An 18231-nucleotide genomic window follows, 5' to 3' on the forward strand; every position below is an offset into this window, starting at 1 on the left:
GCTGGGTATGACAAATGTCATAAGGGAGAATTTGTCATGAGCCCATAATTGCCCAAACCGTTGATATTGCTGGATTCACAATATTTTTTCCATGTTTCCAATTGGTTATATTATTTTTTTTGATTAGAAAAATATTCTTGTTTGGGGAATTTTTTAGAGAGGTTTTATAAAAAAGGTCTTCAATACTCTTGTATCAGCTACAGATAAAATAAAGAGGAAGGCCCAAAGTTTTTCTTCAGGTCTTCCTCCTTTGTACAATTCACTCATTAAAAATCGAACTCATCAGGATCCGGGCCACTGCGGAAGTCTTCATTTAATGCATCTAATTGGTTCATTTGCTCAGAAGTTAATTCAAAATCATATATAGAAATGTTTTCTTGAATTCTGGACTCCGTCATAGACTTTGGAATTGTGATGACTCCGTGTTGGAGGTCCCAGCGCAGTATCACTTGAGCGGGTGATTTACCATAGGACCGAGCAATCCCTTTAATGGTTTCATTGTTTAGAAGCTCTGCATTCATAAGCGGAGACCACGCTTCAACTTGAATATTGTGCTTGCGGCAGTAATCTCTCACTTCCGTTTGAATCAGCTTGGGATGGAATTCAATCTGGTTAATAACCGGCGTGATTTCAGCACCTTCGAGTAAGTGTTCCAAGTGATGAACATGGAAGTTACTTACACCGATCGCTTTGATCCTTCCATTCTTATAAAGGGATTCAAGAGCTTTCCAGGACTCCATGTACTTCTCTTTTCCAGGCCAGTGAATCAGATAAAGATCCAGATAGTCGAGCCCCATTTTCTCTAAGCTTTCTTCGTAAGCCGCTATCGTTTCATCGTATGATAGGCCGTCATTCCAAACTTTTGAAGTGACAAACAGTTCCTCCCGGGTCACAAGTCCAGCTTCAATCGCTTTATTGATGCCCTTGCCGACACTCTCTTCATTTCCATAAATCGCTGCTGTATCGATACTGCGATACCCCATTTTGATCGCTGTCTGTATTGCCCGTGCAAGCTTCGGGCCGTCATCCACACGGAAAACCCCATATCCCATTTCCGGCATTTTTATATTATTATTTAAAGTGATAGATTTGACGCTCATACCTACACTCTCCTTTTTCATAAAATGAATTGTCCTCATGAGAAGAACATGGATATAGTATGGACGATGGAAGAGAGCTTGAAAAGTAGGTACTTTTTTGTGGGATAGGCACTTCAAAGTACCTGAATAGAGGCTTCTTAGAGCTCCCATAAAAAAAGAGCATGGAAACAACTCTCCATTCTCTATCATTTGCAGACCAGGATCTGCCGGACAAATCTTCCTTTACTCACTTCACAGCGATCCACAATTTCAAAACCCGCTTTTTCAATGTTGGCGTCCACATCTTCCAAGGTGACAATCACGGCCTTTTCCGCAAAACGCCTTGCACTGCGGAGCATTTCAAGCTGTTCTTCATCTGTTATCACCGAACATAGATTGTAGGGAAGGTCGATTACAGCTACATCATAGTGACCAGTTACGTCGTTAATATCCTTTAATGAGACATCCCCTTTGTATCCAAAATGAGCGATATTCTCTTTCACTCCATCGAGGATCAAAGGATTGCGGTCACTCCCGACGATATCGATTCCCATGGATAGTGCCTCCACAAGGACCGTCCCTATTCCGCAGCAAGGGTCGATCATTTTGATTCCTTCAGGATTCGGTGCTGCGATATTCGCGACGGCTCTAGCCACACGAGTGCTGAGGGCCGTCGAATAGCTGTGTGGCTTTTTCACATGGTGCAGCCAAACCGCTTCGTTTCTCACATACTTGCCAAACACCCAACGATCATTGGTTTTCATCACCCCGAACCAAATCTCTGGATCGACTAACTCCGCTTCACCTTTCAGATGCATTCCAACTTCTTTTTCAATCCTGCGAAGCTTTTTAAAGCCTACTCTTTCCGCATCCAGATTTTGAACAAAAACGACTTTGAATCCATCAAGTGCTTCTAATTTTTCTATTTCTTCAAGCAATTCTTCAAATCCATTACCTTCGCAGATAATTTCGATTCTCTCTCGAATAAAAGGACTTCTGCTGGGATCTATTTTCACTGAACTTTCCAGAATGCTAGATTCAGGGCTTTTTCCAAAGAATACTCTTCTTTCCAAGGCACATAGGGATTCTTCGTTCGGTTCCCATGAATAATGATAGATATATTTTTTCATTTCTATTGTGATCAACTCCGTGTGATGATAAAAATGTTGTGTTGCATTAGACCATTGTAACATAAAAAAAAGACCTGACCCCGGGCATGCCATCGCATTCATGCACCTAAGGTCGGGTCCCTCAATATTATTTATCTTCCATCACGGAAATATATTCTTTCACTACTTCATAGACATACTCCTGATTCGCTGATGCGGTTTCCGGGTTGTATGCTCCACCATTAGTCTTGTTATTCGACAATACACGGATTCCCAGGAACGCTACATCATATGCACCTGCAATCTGTGCTGCTGCTGCCCCTTCCATTTCCTCTACAGAAGTACCGTATTTCTCATGGAACCATTGAATGCGGTCCACTTCATTATTCCACACATCGGCAGAACCGATGGTACCTTCGACGATCTTTCCATCGGTATAAGTATCCTTTACTGCTTTGGCAGCTTCAAGTAAGTCCTCGTCTCCATCGTAGTATCGGATTTTCTCAGCATTTGGGTCTTCACCTGCACTGCCTTCAGAAGCCATTAAGTCCATCGGCTTCCAGACGGTTGGATCAATTCCTTCGCTATCGGCTTTGTCAGCTGTTTTCAATGAACCCAGGTTAACGGTTCTTTCTCCTAATACGATATCAAATACATTTAGTTCAGGGTCATGTCCACCTGATGTTCCTTGGTTGATGATGGCGATCGGATCGTACTTCTCAATGGCTACCGCAGTAGCCGCTGCCGTGTTTTCCATCCCTTTACCTGTTTTGGCAACAATGACAGGATAATCATCAAGCGTTCCTATGTAAAAAACAAATGATCCCGATTTTTCTTCTTTCACATTTTCTAATTTCCCTGCAAACTTTTCTGCTTCAATCGGCATTGGACCTTGAATCATAATGGGTCTCTCTGCCCTTTCTTCCTTAGCTGCAGTCTGTGAAGTGGAACTGCATCCAGTTAATAAGGATAATGCGAGTACGGATAATGATACAAATAAAGCCAGTTTCTTTTTCATCAAAATCTCTCCTTTTTCGTTTTTTCTTGATGGTGATATCTCGCTGTTTTGCCCAAAAGAAAAAGATCTAGAACATGTAGAGTGGTTTCTACTTTCCAGACCTTCGAAGTTAAAGTATACGTGATATGACGTGAATGCCCATCACAAAATGGCAACGGCAAAAAACCGAAAAACCGAATACTTCAACTCGTAGTCCAGTTCTTATAATGGGAACCAGGTAGAAACACTCAGACCATATTACCGAGGATATACGAGTAACGATATGTAATTAGTACAGTGTTAATATAACAAACTCCATTTAAATAATCAACCTAAAATACGAATTTTATTCAATCAATTAGATTTAATGTTCGTGTTTTAGTGATTCCCTCCCAACATAACCAGCATCACTCTTAGATTTGATATATAATTAGAGAATAATATAATGAAAGAATGTTACTCAAAAAAACAATGGGGTGAAAAACATGAAGATCGGACTTATCGGACTGGGGGATATCTCCAAGAAAGCCTACCTGCCAGTTCTCTCTGAAAAAGAAGGAATCGAACTCGTGCTTTGCACAAGGAATGCCGAAACTCTAAATGCTCTTGCAACTAAATATCGGATCCAGGAAAAGGTTCACAGTGTGGAAGAACTGATTGCTACCAATATTGACGCAGCATTTGTAAGTACAGCTACCGAAGCCCACTTTGAAATAACGGAAAAACTACTACAGAATGGCATCAACGTTTACATAGACAAGCCGATTTCCTTGAGTATTCACGAAACCGAAAGAATCGTCCAGCTCGCAAAAGAAAGGGGCAAAATCGCCATGGTCGGTTTTAACAGACGATTCATACCAAAAGTGAGAGAACTTAAAGAACAAGGCAAACCGAGCTTCCTTCTTATCCAAAAAAACAGATACGCTTTACCTGATTACGCCAGAAGGTTCGTCGTAGAAGATTTCATCCATGTTGTAGATACTCTGCGATTCTTAATGGATACAGAGGTCCAGGATGTAAAGGTTCAGTATTTAATAAAAGATGACATGCTCCATCACTTAGTCGTCCAGCTCATCGGCGAGGAGTGCACCTCAGTCGGAATCATGAACCGGGACGGCGGTGTGACGGAAGAAATCATCGAGTACTCGGCAGGCCATCATAAATATGTCGTCAACAGTCTCGTTGAAACGACTCATTATCATAATAAAGAAGTCAGCCTTTCTTCATTTGGAGATTGGGAGCCTACTTTATATAAGCGTGGGTTTTATGATTTAGTGGATCATTTCATAGACTGTGTGGAAAACGGTAAAACCCCTGACCCATCGATTGAGGATTCACTGGTTACCCATGAGATTTGTGAGAGGATTGTCGGGATGATTGAATAGTAGGACAGACAGAGGACATGGAATGCCCCTGTCCCCCTCCCCCTTTTTAAAACAAAGGGTTTTTCTCTATTTTCAACCAATGCTCAGACTTCTCAATCTCTCCAGCCAATTGCAACAGCAAATCCTCTCTTCCTTTTGCTGCCATCACCTGGACTCCGACCGGCAGCCCTCCAGAGGTTTGATGTATCGGGAGTGACATGGCCGGCTGTCCTGTTAAATTGGCCAACTGTGTAAAAGGGGTACGCATCAGATTCTTCTGCGCTATCTGATCAACGATCCCAATCTTTTTCAATAGTCTCCTGAGTCCCAATTTCCCTATTGAACTGATCAAGAATTTCTCTGAGGAGGTCGGTTCCAGTTCTCCTATCTTGGCTGGGGGAAAAGCCGTTGTAGGAGTAAGGTAGAAATCATACGTTTCATGAAATGTTTCCATTTGATAAGCTGCTTTATCCCACTCCCTAATACTCAGAATGAATTCTTCAGCAGGGGTGGCCTTTCCAATCAAACCCAGGAGCCAGGTGGAGGGTTCCACATCAGTGTAAGTAGCTTTTCGTCCCAGCACTTCTTCTAACGAAGTTAACAATGCAGCTGTTTCACCAAAATACATGGTTAAAAAACTTCTTGCCATCTTATGTCCATCCACCGGCACCTCTCTTTCTTCCACATAGTGACCCATGGAATCTAGTAATTTAGCAGCCTTCACAACAGCCTTTTCGCACTCAGGATGAACTTCAGTACCTATGGGAGAATCTTTGGAATAGGCAATCCTTAATTTCTTGCCTATCGGAGTTTGCGATGCTTCCATGTAGCTCCCTTCAAATGGCGGGGCATAGAAAGCCGCAGACTTTTCATATGTTGTTAATTCATCCAGCATGGCAGCGCTATCCCTGACCGACCGGGTTAAAACATGCTCAACAGAGGCACCTTGCCATGTTCTTCCGTAGGTTGGACCAACAGGTGTTCTTCCCCTGGTTGGTTTCAAACCAAATAACCCGCAATAAGCAGCCGGGATTCTGATAGATCCCCCACCATCGTTGGCACCCGCGATCGGAACAATGCCGGATGCTACCGCAGCGGCTGAACCGCCACTTGAACCTCCAGGCGTATAATCCAAATTCCACGGATTTCTTGTCGCACCGTGATGTGAAGGCTCTGTAACAGCCACTAAAGCAAATTCAGGCACATTCGTTTGCCCCAGAATGACCACACCTGTTTCACGCAATCTCCTGGTGTACTCTGCATCTGTCTTCGCTCGATAGGTTCGAAGTGATCTTGAACCTGCTGTCATAGGCTCCCCTTCTATTTCCTGAGTGATATTTTTCAATAGCATCGGTACACCGGCGAATGTTCCAGTAAGCTCTTTGTCTGCAACCTCCCTCGCCTGTTCATACATTTTGTGAATCACTGCGTTCAACTTCGGATTGTGGGCTTCTGTTATTTTAATGGCTTCTTCAACCAATTCTTTAGGATGAACTTCTTTTTTCTTCACTAACTCTGCGAGCCCTAAACCGTCGTAGTTTTTATAATGAAACCCCTGCATCCTGCTCACCCCTAATGACTATGTTTCTATGACTTTCTACATAATGGGAAAATATCCTTTTTTTAATAGAAATCAATAACACTGATGACAAAAAAAAAGAAGGTAGTCACCCAATGCAGTAGCACATTAGATTTGGTGGCAGCGTCTGTATTTAGAGTTTACCTGCCGACGGATACTGGTATAAAAGACTCAAAAAAGAAGTCACATACGGACGTGTTATTTTCAGATAATTGTTACTATTGAGTGATATACGTCTATTGATCACTCTTGTATACTTTTAATCGAAACGTTTCACCAAAATGAAAGGAAGTGTCAAATGTGAAGAAATATTTTTCATTGCTTTTAGCTTTATTGCTTATCGTCAGCGCCACACTCCCTGCTTCGGCTTCTGCAAATCACACAACCAAAGGAAAAGAGATTGCTTTATCCAAACAATTGAAAGCGATTTCAAAGAATACCTATCGATACTTCGAGGATTTTACAGATGAAAAAACGGGACTCACTTATGATGCCGTCCGTATGGATAACGGGGAGATCAATGCCCAGCAATTCACCTCTCCTACGAACATTGCGATGTATATGATGAGTACGATTTCAGCTGAGGAAGTCGGCCTGATCTCACGTGAAGAAGCCGTGACAAACATCGGAAAGACGTTGAGTTCATTAAAAGACATGGAAAAATGGAACGGGTTATTTTACAACTGGTACTATACAGAAGATGCAACGCTTATGACGGATTGGGGTCAATTCATCTCAACTGTAGATAATGGATGGCTGTCTGCTGGTCTCATTGTAGTTGGACAAGCGTATCCGGAACTCTATGAAGAAACTCACGCATTAGTAGAGGACATGGATTATTCCACTCTTTACACCCCGGAAGTAGGACAAATGCGTGGCGGATATGATGTAGCAACCGAGAGCTATACTTCTCACCATTACGGTGCCTTTTATACGGAACCACGTGTGGCAAGCTACATCGCGATCGGGAAAGAGGACGTACCTGAAGAGCACTGGTGGAGAATGTTCCGCACCATGCCAGAAAGCTGGGATTGGCAGGCTCAAATTCCTGAAGGATATACAGAAACATATGACGGCGTAGATGTCTTCGAAGGACATTACAGCTACAAGGGCACTAAATATGTACCAAGCTGGGGAGGAAGCATGTTTGAAGCATTGATGCCACAGCTTGTACTGAAGGAAAAAGAACTCGGGAAGAACGCACTCGGCTTGAACAATAAGCGTCATGTAGACATCCAGATTCAATATGCTAAAGAGCAAGGGTATGCAGCCTGGGGCATGTCACCAGCAGCCACACCGGATAATTATTCAGAATTTGCCGCTACACCTCTGGGTATGGACGGCTATAAGTCAGATGGCACTGTCACTCCACATGCCACATTCCTGGCACTTGAATACGCACCGATGGAAGCATTCAAAAACATCCATGCGTTGAAACGTTTCGATATGTATGGTAAATATGGCTTCCTTGATTCAGTCAATGTGGAAACGGGAGAAGTGACACAAGCCTACCTCGCTTTAGATCAAGGTATGACAATGGTCTCAATCGTCAACTATTTAAAGGATGGAGTCATCAGAGATTACTTCCACCAAGATCAGATCGGGGAATCACCTGAGGACTTGCTGATTAAAGAGACGTTTTCTATTAAATAATAGTAGCGATAATAATACAAAAGCCCAAGTGGATGTATTACTTGGGCTTTTTGTATTTTAAGTGTTACTGCCTACCTCCACCTCTTCGCCAACGCCTCAATATGACCCGGATCCGTCCGGCAGCAACCACCCATGATACGGGCACCTGCCTCGTACCAAATTACTGATTCCTCATCAAACGCGCAACACCCTTTCTTTCCATGCCACGTTTTGGTCCCGGCATTGTAAGTCTCACCTGAGTTCGGGTACGCGATGATTGGTTTGTCAGTGTTTCTGCTTAATACGCTTATCGCCTTCTCGGCCGCAGGTATCGGTGCACAATTCACACCAATTGCAGCGATTTGTTCATCGTCATTGAACACACGCGCGCACTCTTCAATCCCCGTTCCATCACTTATCGTCTCTCCATCCTTTAATGAAAAAGACAGCCAGGCGCAGGTATCGGGAAATTCTTTCAGAAGTGAAGCTAGTACCTTTGCTTCCTGCAAGGACGGGATGGTCTCAAACGCCAACAAATCAGCTCCCGCCTCCACTAATGCCTGGATTCTCGGAAAATGGAAATCTGCTAACTGTTGATCACTTACTCCATAGTTCCCCACGTATTCAGAGCCGTCGGCAAGGTATGCCCCGTAAGGTCCTACAGAACCTGCAACGATTGGCTTCGGCCGATTCGAATTTCCCTTCTCTTCCTTCCAGAAGTCATCCCGGGCTTCTTTGGCAAGAGTAACCGTTTTCTTGATTAATTCCAGAGCTTCAGGTTTCTCTATTCCTCGCTTTCGAAAACCATCCACCGTTGCCTGGTAGCTGGCTGTAATCGCACAATCGGCTCCTGCACGGAAATAATCAGCATGAACCTTCTCAATCGCTTCCGGTTTTTCGAGGAGTATACGGGCAGACCAAAGGGGATCGTTTAAATCAAAGCCATGGGATTCCAGCTCTGTGGCTAATGCTCCATCTAAAATCAGTTGGGAATGTATTTGTAAAATAGCATCAATGGGATTTAGCTTCAGTTGATTCGACATAACCTCTTCCTCTTTTCTTTACGTATTGTGTTAGATAATAGCTTCCATAGCAAAGGGCGATAAATGGGATTCCGCAATAAAGGGCTATCCTCTGAGTGGGATCAAAGGCAATGCCGATACAAGAAGCTAGACAAAGCAGAAATGACGCAATGGGAACGAGTGGGTAGAGCGGCGTCCGATAAGTCAAGTCTTTCACATCGTTTCCCTCCCTTATGTACTGTCTTCGAAATAGAAATTGGGCAGCACTAATGCTCATCCACACGATTACTACCGCAAGGCCAGAGACCGACACCATTACGATGTAGACCGTCCCCGGTGCAATGATGCTTGAAAGCAATGCCAGCCCCCCTCCCAGCATGCTGCAAACTATCGCATTGAGAGGGACTCCCCGATCAGTCAATTTGGCAAAAACCGGTGAGATCATTTGCTTATCTGAGAGCGACCATAGCATTCTGGAGGAAGCATACAGACCGGAGTTTGCCGCTGATAAAATGGCCGTTATGATCACAAAATTCATGATATCGGCGGCATACGGGATTCCAATCCGACCAAGCACCGCTACGAAAGGACTTTCCAATACACCGGCTGACTGGCTCGGTAATAAAGCGGATAATACGATAATCGTCCCTACATAAAAGATGATCAATCTCACAAGCGTGGTGCGGATGGCTTTAGGAATCGATTTGGATGGATTCTCTGTTTCTCCCGCCGCAACCCCGATCAATTCTGTTCCTGAAAAGGCAAAATTGACGGCAAGCATGGTCATCAAGATGGCAAATGCCCCATTCGGAAACAACCCTGAACTTGTGATATTCGAGAAAAACGGAGCGGGCTCTGAATGACTGAGAGAGATGAACCCGACGATCGCCCCTGCCCCGATCACAATAAACGCAACGATTGCAATCACTTTTACTATAGAAAACCAAAATTCAGATTCAGCAAAAAACCGCACAGACAACGTATTAAGCACAAAAATCAACGCAGCAAAGACCGCGCTCCAGATCCATACACTAATCGAAGGAAACCAACGCTGCATCATCAAGCCAGCCGCCGTAAACTCCGACCCCAATGCCACTGTCCATGTCAGCCAATATAACCAGCCCACCGTGTACCCGGTCCCAGGTCCAATGAACTTTGCAGCATAACTATGAAAGGATCCTGTTTCCGGCATATGGACAGAAAGTTCACCTAAACAAAGCATCACAAGATACACCACCAGCGCCCCAACCAAATAAGAAAGGATCGTCCCGAATGGTCCTGCCTGATGAATCGTATACCCCGAACTCAAGAAAAGCCCGGTTCCGATCACCCCCCCAAGAGACAGCATCACTAAATGACGTGTCTTCATCGCTCTTTTAAAACTCTGTCCTGCGTTTTCCATCAAAAACACCCTTCCTTCTAAATATATTGTGGAATGGGTAGACAAACAAAAAACGCACCCTGAACGAGTGCGTCACCGACAAATAAAAGATTGCTCCTATCTATCAGGGTTTGAATCACCCGCTGGAATTAGCACAGTATCTTCACAGACCTGTTGCTGAGGCTTCAAAGGGCCAGTCCCTCCACCTCTCTGGATAAGAAATATGTAGATTTTTTAAAACTCTATCAATATATTGGAATAATGTCAAGACCATGAAATAGATGAGTAGCCCAGCCTATCCGAATGTTACTTTAGGAAGAAAAAAGGGAACAACTATACTAAAAAAGGAGAAACTGCCATGCCAGAAGGTCCGGAAATCAGAAGAGCTGCAGATGAAGTAGAGCGTGCTCTAAAAAATAAAACCGTGGAAGATATTTATTTTGCCTTCCTTCATTTAGAAGACTACGGGGATCTGCTAATGGGGTCGATCGTGACAAGGGTCGATACGAAGGGAAAAGCCATGCTCATCCGCTTTGACAATGGGTACACCATCTACTCCCACAATCAGCTTTACGGGAAATGGTATATCAGAAACACATATAACTACCCGAAAACAAACCGCCAGCTCCGATTGGCCATACATAATGAGAATAAATCGGCACTTCTCTATAGTGCATCTGATATAGAGGTTCTTCGTGACGAAGAAGTGCCCGGGCACCCATTCGTCTCAAAAGTAGGACCTGATCTTTTAAGCGAAGAGGTATCAGTAGATGAGCTGATGGAACGGATGAAGGACAAACGATTCCGAAACCGCAAATGGTCGATTCTATTGCTGGATCAAGGTTTCGTAGCCGGAATCGGAAATTATTTGCGATCTGAAATCATGTTTTTCGCTGGCATACATCCTTCTCTCAGGCCAGTCGACTGCACAGAGAAGCAATTGAAGAAAGCTGCACATAGCATCAAGGATTTAGTGAGACAATCGTATGAGACTGGTGGGATCACCAATGATCTCGACCTAGCACAGAAAATGAAAGGCCAAGGAGTGAAGCGTTCACGTTATCGTCACTGGGTCTTTAACCGGGAAGGTGGATCTTGCTTCAATTGTGGAAGTGAAATCGAGAAGACGGTGGCGGCTTCAAGAAGGCTGTACTATTGTCCGGTTTGTCAGGGAATCGAATGATAACGATAAAAGGGTACGTGGCATTCTTAATGCCTGGTACCCTTTTATCGGTTTAACGTCAAACTACAGTTTCTATTCCGAACTCCGGTTAATCGCTTCGTTCATAGAAATCCCTTTCAACTTCCGATGATTCAGCCATAGGGATACATGATATGATGCGATGATGATGATAAAACTGATGAGGACACTCATCCAATCCAACTTTACGGGAATCGTCACATTCATCTCTGAGGTGATTGAATTCATAAAGGCTGAAATTGATAGGAGCGTTACGGGTATTCCTATTACAAATCCAAGGATGATAAACCAAATATTGTAGCCGATCATCATGTTCATGATTGATTTCTCCCGATAACCGATGACTTTCATGAGTGAAATTTTAAATGAATTTTCCTCAATTAATAATGAAATCAGTATATAGATGATGATGACAGCAATGATGGCAGCAACAAAGGCAATCGCTGCTACTCCATAGTTCAACGGCTTGATCATTTCATTGAATCCGTCAATCGTATCGGATGTTTTGGTTGTCGAAACGATCTTTTCTTTCGGTAGCGTGAGTTCTTTGTTTGAATAAATCTCTGTATAACTTCCTGAAGGATAGTCATTTAATTGGTTGAATTCCTCTAGAGGCATATAGATCATACTTCCGAGATACGATACTGCGATGTGATCAATGGTGAGGGTAAAGGATTTATCCGTCAGTTCATTTGTCACATGAATCGAATCACCTTCTTGAATCCCTAATTTATCTGAGAGGGACTTATTCATGATGACTGAATTGAACTTGAGCTTTTCACCGCTAGAGTCCTCTAATCGAATGGCTGTATTATCCGGTTTCAGGCCTGTAATCGACAAACTCTCCTTATCTGTGGTAAATGGGGCCACAGCTCCGATCTGTCCCGATTCAGGATGGTCAGTCTGTGGAGCTTTGAATAGATAGCTATACTCATAGTCGTACACTTGTTGAAAATTATCGGTCACCAGGTACTCCATCGAATTCTTGGTGACGAAGCCGAACAACAATAATAACGAGGCAAACATTACACCGATGATCAAAAAGAGCGCTCTTGGAAGGTTGCGCATGATTTCCCGAATCACGAACTTCCGGCGGAACGGCAGCTTCTTCAGTTTAAATAACCGCTCCAACCTGCTTACTTTCACCTTTCTTTCTCCACCTTTTATTAAACTTACGGGTGGGATCATCAAGACACGTTGAACCAAATAATAGGTTAACGGGATGAACAGAACAAGTGGTAACAATAAGCTCGTAAGCAAATAACCCACATGTGGTTTCACTTCCAATACAGGCAGATTATAATAAGCCGCAAAAGTTGATAGCAATGGATGCAAGCATACCCAGCCAAGGATCGTACCCACGACACTTCCTGATATGGCAAGAATCCCGGCATAGGAGAGATAATGAAGGATAATTTCCCTTTTCCTGTAGCCAAGGGCATACAATGTACCGATTTGAACATATTCCTTTTTCATTAAACGCCATAATAATATGAGAATGATCACCATACTAATGAACAAAATGCCTATCGGAAGAAATTGTCCCATCTTCTTGACACCGGCAATATCCCCTTTGATGAAGGAAATGCGATTATTATCTTTTTTATCTGTCCATTTAATGATCTGATTCGTTTGATTGACTTGCTTCTTCAGCTCTTCTGGGGAGGCATCTGAAAGGTGGACACTATAGTAAACCTGATGGTCTTCCCATTTTGATAGAACAGATTGTTTCACGACCGCGACACCGAATGCATCAGGATTTTTCAGGAAGCCCGATTCTTCCTTTAATGGATAGATGTAATCAGGGATCGCCATGTATCCTGCAACTCGGAACGTTTCCCCTTCCAGTTCAACCTCGTGCCCAATCGAAATGTCATGTGCGTTGGCAAAACCTTTATCCACTAATATATCCCGCTCCGAGGACAGGTTTTCACCTTCAACGACAGAATGGAGATTAACATCGTCAGTGGCATCCAACATCCTGAGTGTCGTATCTTTACTGTATGGAACATCTGCTACATACCTCTCCTCAATTTCTGCCCCATTCTGTTTTTCAATCCCTTTGATATCTTTCAAAGGCTCTTGTGTAATGAATTGAGCATCTTCAACCTTATTCTCCTTAAAAAACATCTGTAAATTATCAATGAGATTCGCTCCAGCTGCGGTAAACGAGTAAAATACAATGGAGCTGATCACAATCAGAAACCACGCAGAGAAAAACTGCGCCTTTTTTTCCATAATGGTCCGAAAGAGTTTTTTTCGAAGAGGCATCACCACTCAACCCCTTCAGCAGAGGTTGGATGTTCATTGACAAAGTCGGATTCGATTTTACCATCCTTAAGTGTGATGACCCGGTTCGCCATGCTTTTAATCGCCTGATTATGTGTAATGATGAGGACTGTCGTGTTAAACTCTTTATTCACTTTCTCAATCAGATGCAAAATTTCTTTCGATGTACCGGAATCCAAAGCCCCCGTCGGTTCGTCACATAATAATAGTTTCGGAGCTTTAACGACAGCACGTGCAATCGATACACGCTGCTGCTGTCCGCCGCTTAATTCCCGTGGAAAGCGATCCTCCATCCCCGACAATCCAACGGCATCAATCACCTCTGGAATAGACAATGCCTCCCGACTGATATTCGCCGTCAATTCGATATTTTCATAGACCGTTAAATTAGGGATCAGATTATACATTTGAAAGACAAATCCAACGTCTTCCCTTCTATAATCCACGAGATGACGATCATTTAACTTGGTGATATCCTTCTCATTGATCTTGATACTCCCGGAATCAATCCCATCAATGCCGCCAATGGCATTCAACAAGGTGGATTTCCCCGAACCGGAAGGACCGAGAATGACGACAATTTCCCCTTTCTCCACTTGTATGTGAATATCCGTCAGGGCTTGAAAGGTGGTTTGGCCGCTCTGAAAGGTTTTATGGACTCCATTGATTCTCAAGATACTCATCTTCATTCCTTCTTTCCCGATTTTATTTTCCCTTCAAATAAAAATCGTATATGCCTCGATAGTTGTTCCTTGTACTCTTCGTGATTCATGGATTCGTTATACATGTAAAACATCGTATCCGACATGGCTGCACTATAGATGGCATAGGCCGCTTCCTGTGGGTCAACCTTGACGAGAAAACAACCAGAATGGCTTTCGATCATAAACATGATCCATTTCATCATCTCTTCATCGATGCCGAATAACCCCTGCCTCAGTCGAATACTTTCCTCCACTTCCTCCGTCATCACGTGAAAAAGCTCACGCCAAAACGCTTTCGGATAGTGCTGGAAAAACTCCGCAAACCCGTGCATGGCTCCAATCACACTCTGCACTAAATCACCTTCATCCTCGTATGGATCATCGAGTGCCCCCTTCATCTCCTCGGCTTCTTCTGAAAAAATGCGGAGCAGCAATGATCCCTTAGAAGGAAAATAATTATAAATGGTTCCGGTTCCTACCCCTGCATCCTTTGCAATTTCAGCCATCGATGCCTGTTTGTATCCCTTCTCAGAAAAAATATGTTTCGCCGCTTCCATAATGTTCTGCTGTGTTTGCCGTTTTTTATCTTCTCGTAATCCTGCCATATTGTTGTTCCTCCCAAAAAGTGAACGGATTCATTTATGAATCTATTCATATTTTAATTGGTATTTTATTGAATGTCAAATAAGGCCTGCCCCAACACGTTCACTGAGCTAACGCGTTGGGGCAGACCTGGTTTCATATTTATCTGGCGGGACGAACGGCTCTCTTCAATTCTCTCGCCGCTTCTGTGATGTTTTCAGCACCTGATATGGCTGAGATCACCGATATTCCGTCCGCACCAGCATCAATGACTTCTTTGGCATTCATTGAACTGATGCCTCCAATCCCTACAATCGGGATAGGAATATCGTTTATTCGAAAGCTTTTAATGATGTCCAAGCCGTGAATTTTGACTGTATCGTCTTTTGAAAGGGTGGGATAGATGGGACCAAGTCCTAAGTAATCCGCCCCATCGGCAATCGCCTGCTGCGCTTCGGCAAGTGTATGAGTGGAAACCCCAAGCCATTTATGACCGATTTTTTCCCGTACTATACTTGCCCTTTCATCTTCCTGACCGATATGAACCCCATCAGCCTCAATGGCTAAAGCTAATTCCACATCGTCATTGATGATAAAAGGGATCCCGGCGTCCTTACATACCTTCTGCAGTTTTTCAGCAAGTTTCATCTTTCCCTGTCCTTCTAAGGCACCCAAGCCTTTTTCCCGGAATTGAAAGAGGGTTATCCCACCTTCTATTGCCTTTTCTAACACACGGACCGGATCTTTCAGACAGTTTGTACTCCCCATAATAAAATAAAGAGTAAGAAAATCCACTAATTGTTCTCGTTTATACATCATTTACTTTCACCTATTGTCCTCTTATTGTATGCCCAATGATTCGTCGGACCATGACCATTTCCAATACCGAGCGGGTTTTCAATGGCTGCCCGGATAAACGCTTTAGCCGTCTTGACCGCTTCCCGGATGTCCATTCCTTTAGCCAATTGAGCAGTGATCGCAGCGGAGAAGGTGCATCCTGTACCATGGGTATGAGATGTCTCGATTCTTGGTGAGACCATTTCCTCTAACGTAGTTCCATCATAAAAGAGGTCTATCACCTGCTCGCCATCGGCATGTCCACCTTTTATGACGACTGATTTGGCACCCATTTCAATCAGCATCTTTGAGGCATCTTTTCGATCGTCCAGTGTTTCAATCTTTATCCCTGTGATGACTTCTGCTTCAGGTAAATTAGGAGTAATGACAGCAGAAAGCGGTATTAATTGTTCCTTTAATGCCCGAATGGCTTCATCTTGTAAAAGTTCAGCTCCACCTTTTGCAATCATGACAGGATCCACCACAACATTCTCCCAGCCATAATGAATGATTCGTTCACTTACCGCCTCAATGACTTCTCCGGAATGCAGCATGCCCGTTTTTGACGCATGGGGTCCAAGGTCTTGACCAATCGCATCCAATTGCTGAACGATTCCTTCCATGGAAACTGGATACACGCCTTGCACGCCTAATGTGTTTTGGGCGGTTACGGCAGTGATGACCGACATCCCATACGAACCAAGCTCCTGGAATGTTTTTATATCTGCCTGAATGCCGGCTCCTCCGCCGCTATCTGAACCCGCTATCGTCAATGCCTTATATACAGTCATGATACAAACACCCTTCCCCTTAGATTCTCTCTACTTTTGCATGTGCAGCATCTTCTTCACGAATGGAGGAAAGTTGATCGATGAATTCAATTTGAAAACTTCCCGGACCTTTTTCAGAAGTAACACGTGCTGCTTTTTCTGCAGCTATTCCATAAATGGCGACTGCCGTTACAGCAGCTTTTAATGGATCTTTCTCAATGGCTGCAAACGCACCGATGACCGAAGATAATAAACAGCCCGTCCCGGTGACCTTCGTTAAGATCGGATGACCATTCGCTACTGAATAGGTCCCTTGCAGGTTTGAGATGATATCTGTTTTCCCGGTTATGACAACGGTACAATCCAATTGTGCCGCCACCTTCTGGGCTAATTCCACCGTGTCTCCCCCATCCGAACCGGCGTCTACACCTTTGATTGACCATTGTTCTCCTGCAACATGAGCCACTTCGGCTGCATTCCCTCTTAAGATGGAGACGTTTACTTCATGTAGGATTTTCCTTGCCATCTCGGTGCGGAATAAAGTTGCCCCTGCCCCAACCGGGTCCAAAATAACAGGTATCCCTTTTTGATTTGCCGCTTTTCCAGCGATGATCATGCTATCGATGATGTCTGTCGATAAGGTCCCAATGTTAAGGACAAGGGCCCCTGCCAACTTCGCCATATCCCCTACTTCTTCTTTCGCATAGGCCATCACCGGGGATGCCCCGATAGCCAGCAAACCATTGGCCGTAAAATTCGTGACCACTACGTTCGTTATATTATGTACTAATGGATTTTCTTCTCGTACTTTCTGAACTAAATCATACATTCTCATTGTTCCTCCTTTGTCATTATGAAAGAAAGACGGGACCTGCCCTGATATGCTACAACTATAGCATATCAGGGTTGAATCCAAATGAGAAAAACGCTTCAATTCGGGAACAAAAAAAGCCCATTCCATCTGCTTTCTGCCAGACAAAATGGGCTTTTCTTATTCTACATTCCGTATTTCTCCCGATAAAAATCATGCTTAGGCTGAAACACCTCTTCATCAGATTGTCTGACGTCGGAGAAATGATCCACATTATAATGACCATTCAAAGCCTTGTTGTGATGCTTGATAATCTGTTCAGCCTTTAACACGGGTGAATCCTTTGTCGAGTGACCATCTGCTACCAGGGTTACGTCAAATCCATTAACCGTTGCATACCGAACAGCGGTGTCGATACAATATTCCGTTTGACATCCCATGATTACGACATGTTCGACCTTTTTGTCTTTTAAAAAGCTTAGTAATGGCGTACCATAAAACGAATTGGTTGCTAATTTATCATACACAGCGCTATTGTCCGGAACATGGATATCCCTGTGAACCTGAAATCCATCACCTTCCCCGCCACTGACATCCTTATCCCGTATAAAGACGAGATGAGCACCTGCTTCGGTTGCCTTTTGGATGACCCGATTAATGTTTTCAATAAGCCCCTCCTTTTGGAATACAGCTTGTTCACCTTCATTTCCTTCGATTAATTCCTGCTGGGCATCAATTACGAGCAATGCTTGGTTCAATAGAAAAACCCCTTTATCCCCATTTTCTCCTCATCTATCTTTAAATAGGTTCGACTTATCAGTGAGAAACTCCTCTTATACTCAAAAAAAACAGGAAACCGTTTGGCTTCCTGTTA

Annotated in this window: 16 protein-coding genes and 2 riboswitches; of the genes, 3 read left to right on the plus strand and 13 right to left on the minus strand. The window is 43.6% G+C overall.

Features of this window, described 5'->3' with window-relative positions; genetic code table 11:
* Nucleotides 1–266 precede the first annotated feature (266 nt).
* From FZC88_RS08595 to FZC88_RS08605, 3 genes are all read right to left on the minus strand, one after another.
* On the minus strand, nucleotides 267–1100 hold the full coding sequence (locus tag FZC88_RS08595) for an aldo/keto reductase (protein ID WP_148994463.1): 834 nt from the start codon (nucleotides 1098–1100) through the stop codon (nucleotides 267–269).
* A 185-nt stretch (nucleotides 1101–1285) separates the two neighbouring features.
* Entirely contained in the window at nucleotides 1286–2272 is a 987-nt protein-coding gene (locus FZC88_RS08600) for a TRM11 family SAM-dependent methyltransferase (protein WP_316247529.1), read from the minus strand.
* Nucleotides 2273–2336: 64 nt separating this feature from the next.
* Complete coding sequence (locus tag FZC88_RS08605; RefSeq protein WP_148967958.1) at nucleotides 2337–3206, minus strand: 5'-methylthioadenosine/S-adenosylhomocysteine nucleosidase; 870 nt, start codon at nucleotides 3204–3206, stop codon at nucleotides 2337–2339.
* Nucleotides 3207–3376: 170 nt separating this feature from the next.
* A riboswitch (purine riboswitch) is annotated at nucleotides 3377–3480 on the minus strand.
* Between the two features lie 190 nt (nucleotides 3481–3670).
* On the opposite strand from FZC88_RS08605, the gene FZC88_RS08610 reads away from it, so the two are divergent.
* Nucleotides 3671–4570: a Gfo/Idh/MocA family protein gene (locus FZC88_RS08610; RefSeq protein WP_148967957.1), complete on the plus strand. Its 900-nt coding sequence runs from the start codon at nucleotides 3671–3673 to the stop codon at nucleotides 4568–4570.
* 46 nt (nucleotides 4571–4616) lie between these two features.
* On the opposite strand, the gene FZC88_RS08615 is transcribed toward FZC88_RS08610, so the two are convergent.
* Nucleotides 4617–6110: an amidase family protein gene (locus FZC88_RS08615; protein WP_148994464.1), complete on the minus strand. Its 1494-nt coding sequence runs from the start codon at nucleotides 6108–6110 to the stop codon at nucleotides 4617–4619.
* Between the two features lie 318 nt (nucleotides 6111–6428).
* Between FZC88_RS08615 and FZC88_RS08620 the strand changes: the two genes are divergently transcribed.
* Nucleotides 6429–7781 (plus strand): glucoamylase family protein, encoded by a 1353-nt coding sequence (locus tag FZC88_RS08620; protein ID WP_148994465.1) that lies wholly within the window; start codon nucleotides 6429–6431, stop codon nucleotides 7779–7781.
* A 71-nt stretch (nucleotides 7782–7852) separates the two neighbouring features.
* Here the strand turns inward: FZC88_RS08620 and mmuM are convergent, their stop codons facing one another.
* Together mmuM and mmuP are read right to left on the minus strand one after the other, a co-directional pair.
* Complete coding sequence (mmuM, locus tag FZC88_RS08625; RefSeq protein ID WP_148994466.1) at nucleotides 7853–8803, minus strand: homocysteine S-methyltransferase; 951 nt, start codon at nucleotides 8801–8803, stop codon at nucleotides 7853–7855.
* Complete coding sequence (gene mmuP, locus FZC88_RS08630; protein WP_148994467.1) at nucleotides 8772–10184, minus strand: S-methylmethionine permease; 1413 nt, start codon at nucleotides 10182–10184, stop codon at nucleotides 8772–8774. The genes mmuM and mmuP overlap by 32 nt, the downstream gene beginning before the upstream one ends.
* A 93-nt stretch (nucleotides 10185–10277) precedes the next feature.
* Nucleotides 10278–10384: riboswitch (SAM riboswitch) on the minus strand.
* A gap of 137 nt (nucleotides 10385–10521) precedes the next feature.
* Here mmuP and nei point away from each other — a divergent pair.
* The gene (gene nei / locus FZC88_RS08635; RefSeq protein ID WP_148994468.1) at nucleotides 10522–11346 is read left to right on the plus strand and encodes an endonuclease VIII; all 825 of its coding nucleotides are present in this window, start codon (nucleotides 10522–10524) and stop codon (nucleotides 11344–11346) included.
* Between the two features lie 72 nt (nucleotides 11347–11418).
* On the opposite strand, the gene FZC88_RS08640 is transcribed toward nei, so the two are convergent.
* The 7 genes from FZC88_RS08640 to FZC88_RS08670 form a co-directional block, all read right to left on the minus strand.
* Entirely contained in the window at nucleotides 11419–13635 is a 2217-nt protein-coding gene (locus tag FZC88_RS08640; RefSeq protein ID WP_148994469.1) for an ABC transporter permease, read from the minus strand.
* Entirely contained in the window at nucleotides 13635–14336 is a 702-nt protein-coding gene (locus FZC88_RS08645; RefSeq protein ID WP_148994470.1) for an ABC transporter ATP-binding protein, read from the minus strand. Before FZC88_RS08645 ends, FZC88_RS08640 begins: the two co-directional genes overlap by 1 nt.
* 2 nt (nucleotides 14337–14338) lie before the next feature.
* The gene (locus FZC88_RS08650; protein WP_148994471.1) at nucleotides 14339–14962 is read right to left on the minus strand and encodes a TetR/AcrR family transcriptional regulator; all 624 of its coding nucleotides are present in this window, start codon (nucleotides 14960–14962) and stop codon (nucleotides 14339–14341) included.
* A 139-nt stretch (nucleotides 14963–15101) separates the two neighbouring features.
* Nucleotides 15102–15758, minus strand: a complete 657-nt coding sequence (thiE, locus tag FZC88_RS08655; protein ID WP_397541177.1) for a thiamine phosphate synthase — start codon at nucleotides 15756–15758, stop codon at nucleotides 15102–15104.
* Nucleotides 15755–16567, minus strand: a complete 813-nt coding sequence (gene thiD / locus FZC88_RS08660) for a bifunctional hydroxymethylpyrimidine kinase/phosphomethylpyrimidine kinase (RefSeq protein ID WP_148994472.1) — start codon at nucleotides 16565–16567, stop codon at nucleotides 15755–15757. The genes thiE and thiD overlap by 4 nt, the downstream gene beginning before the upstream one ends.
* Nucleotides 16568–16586: 19 nt before the next feature.
* The gene (gene thiM, locus FZC88_RS08665; RefSeq protein ID WP_148994473.1) at nucleotides 16587–17375 is read right to left on the minus strand and encodes a hydroxyethylthiazole kinase; all 789 of its coding nucleotides are present in this window, start codon (nucleotides 17373–17375) and stop codon (nucleotides 16587–16589) included.
* Between the two features lie 167 nt (nucleotides 17376–17542).
* Nucleotides 17543–18115 carry a cysteine hydrolase family protein gene (locus FZC88_RS08670; protein ID WP_148994474.1) on the minus strand — a complete coding sequence of 191 codons (573 nt, stop codon included), beginning with the start codon at nucleotides 18113–18115 and terminating at the stop codon, nucleotides 17543–17545.
* Between the last annotated feature and the right edge of the window lie 116 nt (nucleotides 18116–18231).

The organism is Rossellomorea aquimaris (genome assembly GCF_008180865.1).
Taxonomy (GTDB): domain Bacteria; phylum Bacillota; class Bacilli; order Bacillales; family Bacillaceae_B; genus Rossellomorea; species Rossellomorea yichunensis.

Coding starts and splice junctions, on each gene's coding strand:
- FZC88_RS08595 (WP_148994463.1), bottom strand. CDS start 1,100: ATGAGCGTCAAATCTATCACTTTAAATAATAATATAAAAATGCCGGAA.
- FZC88_RS08600 (WP_316247529.1), bottom strand. CDS start 2,272: ATGTTACAATGGTCTAATGCAACACAACATTTTTATCATCACACGGAG.
- FZC88_RS08605 (WP_148967958.1), bottom strand. CDS start 3,206: ATGAAAAAGAAACTGGCTTTATTTGTATCATTATCCGTACTCGCATTA.
- FZC88_RS08610 (WP_148967957.1), top strand. CDS start 3,671: ATGAAGATCGGACTTATCGGACTGGGGGATATCTCCAAGAAAGCCTAC.
- FZC88_RS08615 (WP_148994464.1), bottom strand. CDS start 6,110: ATGCAGGGGTTTCATTATAAAAACTACGACGGTTTAGGGCTCGCAGAG.
- mmuM (WP_148994466.1), bottom strand. CDS start 8,803: ATGTCGAATCAACTGAAGCTAAATCCCATTGATGCTATTTTACAAATA.
- mmuP (WP_148994467.1), bottom strand. CDS start 10,184: ATGGAAAACGCAGGACAGAGTTTTAAAAGAGCGATGAAGACACGTCAT.
- nei (WP_148994468.1), top strand. CDS start 10,522: ATGCCAGAAGGTCCGGAAATCAGAAGAGCTGCAGATGAAGTAGAGCGT.
- FZC88_RS08640 (WP_148994469.1), bottom strand. CDS start 13,635: ATGCCTCTTCGAAAAAAACTCTTTCGGACCATTATGGAAAAAAAGGCG.
- FZC88_RS08645 (WP_148994470.1), bottom strand. CDS start 14,336: ATGAGTATCTTGAGAATCAATGGAGTCCATAAAACCTTTCAGAGCGGC.
- FZC88_RS08650 (WP_148994471.1), bottom strand. CDS start 14,962: ATGGCAGGATTACGAGAAGATAAAAAACGGCAAACACAGCAGAACATT.
- thiE (WP_397541177.1), bottom strand. CDS start 15,758: ATGATGTATAAACGAGAACAATTAGTGGATTTTCTTACTCTTTATTTT.
- thiD (WP_148994472.1), bottom strand. CDS start 16,567: ATGACTGTATATAAGGCATTGACGATAGCGGGTTCAGATAGCGGCGGA.
- thiM (WP_148994473.1), bottom strand. CDS start 17,375: ATGTATGATTTAGTTCAGAAAGTACGAGAAGAAAATCCATTAGTACAT.